Raw genomic sequence first — 9,327 nt, forward strand, 5'->3', positions numbered from 1 at the left:
CCGCAAGCGCTCAAAGCCGGGTGCTCACGCCGCTCATGTTGGGCTCAACATGCGGGCGCTTGAGGTAGAGCCAGACCACCATCGGGAGCAGAATGAAGCCCGCGAGGAAGACGACGAACTTGATGCTGAACCACATGGCGAACATGCCGCCCGCGATCGGGCCGATCACGCTCCCCACCTGCTGCGCGGCATAGGAGAGGCCGAAGATGCGGCCGCGGTCTTCCGGACCCGTCGAATGCGTGAGGACGGCGTTGATCGCCGGGAAGATGCCCGCAAACGCAAGCCCGCCCACAAAGCGCCAGGCGCCGAAGGGAACAATCGTGTCGGGAATGGCCTGAACCATGCCGAAAACGGCGGAACCGAGGAGCGCAATGTAGAGCACCGGCCGGTAGCCTCACTTCTGTCCGGCAATGCCCCAGAGGGGCGAGGCGATGACGCCCGAGAGCCCCACCACCGAGAAGAGGATGCCGGAAACCAGCACGAGCCGGTCCATGCTCCCCTGCAGCTCTCCGACATAAAGCGGCAGAATCGGCTGCAGGAGGAGAATCGTCATCTGAACGACGCCCGCCGTGATCAGCATGCGCTGCACCACGGGAACCTTGAGCAGATTCGTCTTCGGGCGCGGCGCCCCGCTCTTCACGACCTTCTTCTTCTTCGGCTCGCGCACCTTGAAGATGATCATGAGCGAGATGATGAAGAGCGCCGCGGCGCCGAGGAAGAAGGTTGCCCTCATGCCGAAGGCTTCGGCAAGGAGGCCGCCCAAAAGGGGCCCCAGGACGCCGCCCGCCGTCATGCCGGACTGCATGGTGCCGAGCGAGAAGCCGAGCTTGTCCTTAGGCACCGAGGAGGAAATGATCGCGAGGCACGCGGGCCAGAGACCGGCCGCAAAACCCTGGAAGGCTCGTACGGCAAGGAGCTGCCACTCGTTCTGAACGATGCCGCCGAGACCATAGCTCACCGCGAGGAGAACCGCGGCGCGCACCGCCATGAGCTTCTTCGACTTCTTGTCCGCCATGGCGCCCCAGATGGGAGCCATGATGCCCGAAATCAGAAAGGAGACGGAAAAGACGAGGCCCGACCAGAGATTCACGTCTTCCTGCGCAACCTTGAGCTCTTCGAGGAGATACATCGGCAGGAAGGGGATCAGCATCGTGTAGGAAAGAGACATCAGAACGGAAGCCGCCGTCAGAATCGTGAGCGTCATCTTCCAGTTCTGCAGGATGTCCTTCTGGAGCTCCTCCTCGGCCGCGCGCTCAAGCGCATCGTCTTCGGAATCGTTCGGCTCGGCAGGCGCTTCCTGCGCCTTCACGTCCTTTTTGACTGCGGGCTTCTTCGAGAAATCGATTTCATGAGGCTCGTCGTACACCCCTTTGGCTTCATTCTGAGCGCGGCGCAGCTCCTCGGCCTCATCCCGGACCGAAGCGCCTTTTGCGTTCCGTGCGGCATCGCTCCCGGCTTCGTTCCCGGGAATTTTCTGATTCTCTTGGGTCATGAGCGGCCTCTGTCGATTTATTTTTCGCCGTGTTGTTCCGAACAAGCTGCTTTAAGGGAGAAAAGGATCGGAGGACGGGGTGCAGGCATTAATCAATGAAGAGCAACTCGGGCGGTTTACGCCCGAGACTTCTATTCTGAAATGCTACGCCTGAAGGCGCTTTTGCAAAAGTCAGGAAAAACGCCTTTTTGTCTTTTAATGCAGTTCCGGAAAAAGCTGATCCACCAGATTTCGCGTAATGAGGTCAAGGTCGCCCCAGGCTCCGGCGAGGAGCGCATTGGAAGATGCTTTCCGGGATGCGTGACTCCATCCCGAGGCCGTCGTCCCCGGATCCCTGCGCCAGACGGAGCGCTGGGTTTCGCCGGTAAAGAGGTCGCGGTAGTCGAGCGTAATGGATGCGGGCAGGTCGCCCGGAGTTGACATTTCAGAACCCGAAATGGCGACAAAGAAGCGGCAGCGGCGGGGATTCGGCTCTTCATAGCCCTTCAGGAAAGTAACTATGTAGCCGCGGTCGCGCAGCGCCCGGTGAACGGAAATATCAAGCTCGGTGGAATGGAAGCTCCCGGCGGCAAGACACACTTTTTCGCCTGCTGCAGGAATTCCTGAAATGAGCCCCTGAGGATCCTCGGCCCGCGCATCCAGTACGGACTCCCGCTGAAATTCAGAGGCGCAGCCGGAAAGCAGCGCCATGAACGCCGCCGCGCAGATGGATGTAACTGCGATTCGCTTCATAAATTTGAATTTCAATATGTTGAATCCGAAATCTATTTAATTAAAGGTTAACTCAATTCCGAGGCATACGAAGAATCCGGGCGTCTCCCGCGCGAATATACTCAGTGCCTTCTTCTGAAACCCATTCACGACTCACTTCACATCCCAAGCATGTCTCAGCGTCCTCAGCTCTACAACCCCAAGCTCGTCTGCGCCGCCGCGCTTTTATTCACCCCCATTTTCGGCGCCGCGCTTCAGGCGAAGAACTGGATGGCGCTCGGCGAGCCCGACAATGCCCGGGCAAGCCGCATGTGGATCCGCTCCTCGCTCTGGCTCATCGTCATGTACCTCGTCGTGCAGACGCTCTTTCGCAATGAGCCCGTCATGGACTGGCTCGGCCCCTACTTTCTGGTCGTTCTCTGGGGCGCCTGGATGCTGACGAGCGGCTGGCAGCAGCTCGTCGTCGTTTCGCGCACGGTCGGCAAAAACTACGATTCGCTCCCGATGGGCCGCGCCATCATTCTGGGCGCCGCCGGCTGGCTCGCCTACGGCCTCATCACCGTCACGATCACGCTCGGCCTCGTGCTCACCGGCATTGAACCTCTGTCTGCCCTCACGGAGACGCCGAAGGAAGAACAAAACGGCGTCATCATCCGCGTTCCGAAGGAGGGCGAGGCTCCCGTTGTTGAACCGCTTCCGAAGGAAAAGCAGGAATCCGGAACGGCTGCCCAGCATTGATGCCCAAACGCCCGGACCCCTTATTTGAAATTCCCCGTCCCGCCGCCTTTACCGAGCCCGTGCTCGACCTGCTGGGCGGCGTGGCGCGACCCCGCGCCCTCACCGGGGAAGAGGCGATTGCTCAGCTCTCGCGGATCGAAGAAGCCGCGCATCAGGGCGACCCTGAAGCCCAGGCTGAACTCGCCCGCAGGCTTCTCACCGAATCTCCGAATGCGCGTAGCAACCGCCGCGCACTGATTCTTCTCAGGAAATCCGCCGCTCAGCGCTCGCCCGCGGGTCTTCATCTCCTCGCGCTCCTTCATCTCAGAGGCCAGGGGATGAAGAAGAATCCCGCCGAAGGCGTCCGGCTCCTCGAGGAAGCGGCTTATCTCGGAAGCGCCGCCGCTCAGACGGATCTTGCCAAAGCCCTTGCGCTCGGGATCGGCACGGCAAAAGACGAAGAAAAAGCGCTCTACTGGTTGCGGCTTGCGGCCGCTCAGGGGGACAACGCAAGCGCCCTCAGCGCCGGGCGCATGTACCGCGACGGTCTGGGCACCCTTCAGAATGAAGCGCAAGCCCAGAAATGGCTCGAGCAGGCGGCCAGGGCCGGAATCCCCGCCGCGCAGTTCGAGCTCGCCGAGCTCCTCAGGCGCCGCGACATTTCGCTTCGCGACATTCCCGGCGCCCGCCGCTGGATGCGCGAGGCAGCCTTCTCGGGCATTGTGGAGGCGCAGCTCAGGATCGGCATTGCGAGCTGGTCGGGCGCAGGAGGCGCAGTCGATCAGCGCGAGGCCGTCCGCTGGCTCTGCCGTGCGGCGGAAGGCGGCTCCATCAAGGCAGCATCGATGCTCGCAGGCTTCCTTATGACGGGAAACGGCCTCCCGTTGTCGCTTCCTCGCGCCTGGACACTTTTCCGCTGGGCGGCCGCCAGGGGGGACTCCGGCGCAGAAGCAACCGCCCGCATTATTGAGAATCAGATCTCTCAGGCCGAACGCGCCGAGGGCGAAAAGCTCCTCTGTGATTCGTCCCCAAAATCACTGCTCGAGACCCTCATCCCGCGCAGCGACCGATGAGGCGCATTTCCAACGCGCAAAAAAAGAGTCATTGTCGAAGATCTGTGCCTCCGGTCGTCCGGACGCCGAAGCGTCCGAAGTCCTTGAGGGCAGTCTCTTCGAAGCAATGACTCCAGAAATACCACCAAAGGAGGTTGTCTCAATCGCCTGAGACAACTGCCGCGAAATTCGCGACATGTGTATTGTCGCACGATCCCATTCCATCCAATTGAAAACTTTGCATTTCTTTCGTAAAAATTCTTGGATTCTTGCGAATGCTCAAAGTTTTGGGGAGCTCAAACCTATAAACTGTAAACGTTGATACTCATTAAGGATCAGGGAAATACCCTTGTACAGTATTCAGAACCTTTTTCCACTGCCGGCCAGTCGCATTCATTCTTTTCATCGGTCTTAGGGGAGACGCTGACAATTTTTTTGCGCGATCCCAAGGGAGATAGTGTTACAGTCTCTCTACGGCCATGGGAACAGCGGCTCAAGAAAACGTCTCAGGGGGAGAGCTTTTCTGCGCCTACGCCCGGACCGGCCCAGTAATCCGCCGGATTTTTTGCTCCGTGCGGACTGAATTCATATCCAGGAACTCTCTCTCCCAAGGATTTTTCAACATGAACCGTCTCGAACTCGTAGATCGCGTTGCTGCTCGCAATACCGCCTCGAAGGCTGAAGTGGACCGCATCATCGTGAGCGCGCTCGAGGAAATCATCTCGGCCGTCCGCGATGGCGAGACTGTCACGCTCATCGGCTTCGGCACCTTCAAGTGCGCCGACTGTGCTGCGCGTACGGGCCGCAACCCCTCCACGGGCGAACTGATCCACATTCCGGCAACGAAGAAGCCGAAGTTCATTCCGGGCACGTCCTTCAAGGAACTGCTCAACAGCGACAAATAAGCCGCTCGACCCCAGAAACCATATAAAAAGCAGCCTTCCGGGGCTGCTTTTTTCGTTGGAAGAATGGGAACCTTCCCTTACCGGTCGTTGCGGCGCTCAATGAAGTGCGGGAACCAACCTTTGAGGAGCGTTCTCGCCTCTTCAGACGGATAGTCCGAACCCACGGCGGGGAACGGCGAAAAAAAGGCTCCCGCGGGGCGCCTGTAGATCTGAAGAGCAAACGTATCAACGCCTTCCCCCTCGAGCCAGCGTGCGAGCTCAAGAAGCTTCTCTTCAGGGAGATAGTCCGGATGCGCCGTCGTGCGGCATTCGAACTTTACGCCGGAAGCCTGAATGAGGCGGAAGGATTCCAGGAAATGCGCGGCCGAGTGCGCCCTTCCCGTCACCCGGTCATAGAGCTCCGCATCCGTCGGAGGAGCCTTCACGTCGAGCCCCACCCAGTCAATCAGGGGAAGGATCTCCTCGAGGCGCCTGGGGATGATGCCGCCGGTATGGAGTCCCACGGCAAAGCCCATGTCCTTCACCCTGCGCACGGCATCGGGAAGCGCGGGGTCGACGGTCGGTTCGCCGCCCGAAAAAACGACGCCGTCAAGAAGCCCTTTGCGGCGCTTCAGGAGCGACTCGAGCTTCTCCCAGGAGTCGTGCTCGAGCTCCGGAGAAAACTCCGCAGGCTGCATCCAGGGATTCTGGCAGTAGACGCACCGCCAGGGGCATCCCTGAAGGAAGGCGACCGCGGAGAGCTTTCCCGGAAAATCGATCGTTGTAAAAGGCGTAATCCCGGCAACGCGAAGATGCGCTGCCGGGACCTTTTCCTCCGGCTCCCGGCTGCCCGTCTCCTCGAGACGAATTACCCGGGAGGTGCCGGAGCTGCCTGAGGCGCCGGAATCCATCATCTTTAAAGGGAATCAGCGATTGCAGCAGGTGCGGTGAATCTCGCCGTGCCCTTCCGCGCTTTTTTCCGTAAAGCAGACGCGTTCCTCAAATTCACCCTTCTTGCCGATATTGAAGCTCTGAACCGGACGGTGGTAGCCCATCACGCGGGTCCAGACCTCGCACTTCTGGCGCTCGGAATCCTTGAGTTCGATCTGTTCGTTCTGCTGAGTCATTTTTCTTCTCCAGTCGATCGGGATGAAGCTTTCCGCCTTCTGCTGCGCCCGTGAAGGACTGCAGATCAGGTTCCTCAGCTTCATCCCATGCGGGTACCCGCCATCATAACAGGCGGGTCCGGGGATGCAAATTAAAAATTACCTATCAACGCTATACAGAGTATTTCTTTCATAGAAGACATACTACATATAGTTTTCATGCGCCTTCAGCCGGCTTAGCTGGCCGCCTTTGCCTCTGCCGCAGATTCCGTTTTGCCGGCAAGCGCGCGGCGCTTCTTCGCGATCAGCTCCGCATCGCACTTCGGGCAGAAGTCGTGGCGCCCCGAGAGGTAGCCGTGCTTCGGGCAAATCGAGAACGTGGGCGTGATCGTGATGTAGGGAAGACGGAAATTCGTAAGCGTGCGGCGCACGAGGTCGCGGCAGGCTTCAGCCGAACTCACCGCCTCATTCATGTAGAGGTGAAGCACCGTGCCGCCCGTGTACTTTCTCTGGAGATCATCCTGGCGCTCGAGCGCCTCGAAGGGGTCGTCCGTGAAGTTGACGGGAAGCTGGGAGCTGTTGGTGTAGTAGGGATGCTCCGGAGTCCCCGCCTGGAGGATGCCGGGGAAGCGCTTTCTGTCTTCCTTCGCAAAGCGGTAGGTCGTGCCTTCCGCCGGCGTCGCCTCGAGGTTGTACATGTGGTCCGTCTCTTCCTGGAATTCGACGAGACGGGCGCGGACGTGATCGAGGAATTCGAGCGCAAAGGCATGCCCCGCATCCGTCGTGATGTCGTCCGCATCGTTTGTGAAGTTGCGGATCATCTCGTTGATGCCGTTGACGCCAATCGTCGAGAAATGATTGCGCAGCGTCCCGAGGTAGCGCTTCGTATAGGGGAAGAGCCCCTGATCGATATGGCGCTGGATGACCTTGCGCTTGATTTCAAGACTCGTCTTCGCAAGCTCGAGGAGGTAGTCGAGGCGCTCGTAAAGGTGCTTCTTATCGCCCTTGAATAGGAAGCCGAGACGCGCGCAGTTGATCGTCACGACGCCGAGCGACCCCGTCTGCTCGGCCGACCCGAAGAGGCCGTTGCCGCGCTTGAGGAGCTCCCTCAGATCGAGCTGAAGGCGGCAGCACATCGAGCGGATCATGTTGGGCTTCAGTTCCGAATTGATGAAATTCTGGAAGTACGGCAGACCGTAGCGCGCCGTCATGTCGAAGAGCCGCAGCGCATTGGGGCTCTCCCAGTCGAATTCCGGCGTGATGTTGTAGGTCGGAATCGGGAACGTAAAGACGCGGCCCTTGGCGTCGCCCTTCAGCATCACCTCGATGTAGGCGCGGTTGATCATGTCCATCTCATCCTGGAGTTCTCCGTAGGTGAAGGGCATGGTTTCGCCGCCGATGAGGGGGTGCTCCTTCTTGAGGTCCTCCGGGCACGTCCAGTCAAAGGTGAGATTCGTGAAGGGCGTCTGCGTGCCCCAGCGCGAGGGAACGTTGAGGTTGTAGATGAGTTCCTGAATGCACTGCAGCACTTCCTCGTAGGGGAGGTTGTCCTTGCGGATGAAGGGCGCAAGGTAGGTGTCGAAGGACGAAAACGCCTGAGCGCCCGCCCATTCGTTCTGCATCGTGCCGAGGAAGTTGACGATCTGTCCGGTTGCCGAGGAAAGGTGCTTCGGGGCATTGGCCTCAACCTTTCCGGCAACGCCGTTCAGACCCTCCTGCAGGAGCGTTCTCAGCGACCAGCCGGCGCAGTAGCCCGAGAGCATGTCGAGGTCGTGCACGTGCACGTCCGCCTCGCGGTGCGCGCGGCCCACTTCCGGCGGATAGATGTAGTTGAGCCAGTAGTTGGCAACCACCTTGCCGGAAACATTCAGAATGAGGCCGCCCAGCGAATAGCCCTGGTTGGCATTGGCATTGACGCGCCAGTCGAGCTGATCGAGATACTCGTTGATGGAGCTCTCCACATTGACCCAGCTCTTTTTGGCGTCGCGCGCCTTGGCGCGGGATTCGCGGTAGACGATGTAGGCGCGCAGCGTCGGGAAGTGTCCGGTTTCAAAGAGCGCATGCTCGACGGCATCCTGCACCCACTCGATATTGGGGGTGCGGGACGCATCATGCCGGGAAAGACGCGGAAGCACATGCTCCTCAACCACGCGCCGGGCTTCCTTCTCATCGAACTCATTGGTCGCACGCCCGGCCTTAGCCACAGCCAACACGATTTTTTCCGCATCGAAATCCCTGACGGACCCGTCGCGCTTGAGGAGATGCTGAGGGAGGGCGCTAGACATACTTCTTTTCCAGATAAATCACGAGAATATAAGAACTACAACCTATAGTATGTCTTAAAAATAAACAGACTATAGATTGTGGTTCTCAGGAGCAGGGGTGAAAACTATAACAGAGCGCCGGCCCCTGCGCCTACTCCCTTCGATCCAGTACGAAAGCTCACAAAAAACGCTTTCCTTGTCTGAAGCGACTTTATGAGACAAAAGCTCACCCAACAGGGTTTTCCCGGGTCATGTGGATCATCGACCCGTCCTGAAAACCGCATGCTCCATCTACTCAAGGGATTTTCCTGAGGATCAATCTACTCAAAAGTCCCTAGAATAAATATCGGATCAATTCCTCCTTCCGGCTCGCTCCGAGCCGGCAAGGCGTGCGTCGACATCGGACGCTTCCGAGGGGCTGTATTGGAATGACCGCCGAAAGCTTTGTGCCGGCCGTCATTGCTAATGCAAGCATGCCGCGTCCGAATGTTGTTCCAGCCCGCGATGTCTGAAGACACCGCGGGCTTTTTTTCGCCGGTTCGGCCTGAATCACGATTTTTCTACGCATAAATACGAATGCTGCTGATCCTTCGGAAAGCCCTTCAACATTCCCTTACATTTGCGAAGAGGATTGACGGCCATCAACGAGTCGTCATCTCGCCTTCATGCCGTCGTCATGAAGGCAGCTCCGAAGGCAGAGCGTCGGCCGCCCTCCGGCACGCCTCATTGAGGCGAATGCGCGCCATGACGCTGCAAAGCAGGATAGAGAAACGAGCTCCAGGCCGCCTCCCGGAGGCTCCAGGGGCTCCCGGGACAAACTTCAGATGCGGGAGCCTTCAGGCTCCCGTGAGCCGGGGCCAAGCCGCGGCAGAGGAGCGCTTTCGGGCCTGCAGCTCCGGAAAATGAATATGAAAAAGGCTGACGACGTCCCTTTTTCCGTCGTCAGCCTTTTCTCGATGCAGCCAATTTGTAATGACGCGGGACCAACCACGTCACTTTCTTGCGTTTGAGGAGCAACACATGACTTTGTTTTATTCGCTGCGGAACTAAAGGGGGCTTCCATAAATTCGGAAAGCCAGTTTTTCCACTTCGCCGACAGTA

10 protein-coding genes are annotated in these 9,327 nt (G+C 58.9%); 3 read left to right on the forward strand and 7 right to left on the reverse strand.

The window, feature by feature from the left end; translation table 11 throughout:
• Window positions 1–10: 10 nt before the first annotated feature.
• From Q0106_RS10690 to Q0106_RS10700, 3 genes are all read right to left on the reverse strand, one after another.
• Window positions 11–382, reverse strand: coding sequence for an MFS transporter (locus tag Q0106_RS10690; RefSeq protein WP_297612697.1), 372 nt, complete (start codon window positions 380–382; stop codon window positions 11–13).
• Window positions 383–394: 12 nt separating this feature from the next.
• Window positions 395–1,492 (reverse strand): MFS transporter, encoded by a 1,098-nt coding sequence (locus Q0106_RS10695; RefSeq protein WP_297612700.1) that lies wholly within the window; start codon window positions 1,490–1,492, stop codon window positions 395–397.
• Between the two features lie 195 nt (window positions 1,493–1,687).
• Window positions 1,688–2,182 (reverse strand): hypothetical protein, encoded by a 495-nt coding sequence (locus tag Q0106_RS10700; RefSeq protein ID WP_297612703.1) that lies wholly within the window; start codon window positions 2,180–2,182, stop codon window positions 1,688–1,690.
• Window positions 2,183–2,374: 192 nt separating this feature from the next.
• Between Q0106_RS10700 and Q0106_RS10705 the strand changes: the two genes are divergently transcribed.
• From Q0106_RS10705 to Q0106_RS10715, 3 genes are all read left to right on the forward strand, one after another.
• Window positions 2,375–2,941 (forward strand): hypothetical protein, encoded by a 567-nt coding sequence (locus tag Q0106_RS10705; protein WP_297612706.1) that lies wholly within the window; start codon window positions 2,375–2,377, stop codon window positions 2,939–2,941.
• Window positions 2,941–3,993, forward strand: a complete 1,053-nt coding sequence (locus Q0106_RS10710; protein WP_297612711.1) for a tetratricopeptide repeat protein — start codon at window positions 2,941–2,943, stop codon at window positions 3,991–3,993. The genes Q0106_RS10705 and Q0106_RS10710 overlap by 1 nt, the downstream gene beginning before the upstream one ends.
• A 602-nt stretch (window positions 3,994–4,595) precedes the next feature.
• On the forward strand, window positions 4,596–4,877 hold the full coding sequence (locus Q0106_RS10715) for an HU family DNA-binding protein (protein WP_139687853.1): 282 nt from the start codon (window positions 4,596–4,598) through the stop codon (window positions 4,875–4,877).
• A 77-nt stretch (window positions 4,878–4,954) separates the two neighbouring features.
• On the opposite strand, the gene Q0106_RS10720 is transcribed toward Q0106_RS10715, so the two are convergent.
• The 4 genes from Q0106_RS10720 to Q0106_RS10735 form a co-directional block, all read right to left on the reverse strand.
• Window positions 4,955–5,770: an anaerobic ribonucleoside-triphosphate reductase activating protein gene (locus tag Q0106_RS10720; protein WP_297612714.1), complete on the reverse strand. Its 816-nt coding sequence runs from the start codon at window positions 5,768–5,770 to the stop codon at window positions 4,955–4,957.
• A gap of 12 nt (window positions 5,771–5,782) precedes the next feature.
• Window positions 5,783–5,983, reverse strand: coding sequence for an anaerobic ribonucleoside-triphosphate reductase (gene nrdD / locus Q0106_RS10725; protein WP_297612717.1), 201 nt, complete (start codon window positions 5,981–5,983; stop codon window positions 5,783–5,785).
• 215 nt (window positions 5,984–6,198) lie between these two features.
• Window positions 6,199–8,247, reverse strand: a complete 2,049-nt coding sequence (locus Q0106_RS10730) for a ribonucleoside triphosphate reductase (RefSeq protein ID WP_297612719.1) — start codon at window positions 8,245–8,247, stop codon at window positions 6,199–6,201.
• A gap of 799 nt (window positions 8,248–9,046) precedes the next feature.
• Window positions 9,047–9,327 (reverse strand): hypothetical protein (locus tag Q0106_RS10735; RefSeq protein ID WP_297612722.1); only part of this gene is annotated, 281 nt, incomplete at its 5' end.

Origin of the sequence: uncultured Sutterella sp. (genome assembly GCF_937923675.1) — a bacterium.
Taxonomy (GTDB): Bacteria; Pseudomonadota; Gammaproteobacteria; order Burkholderiales; family Burkholderiaceae_F; genus Sutterella.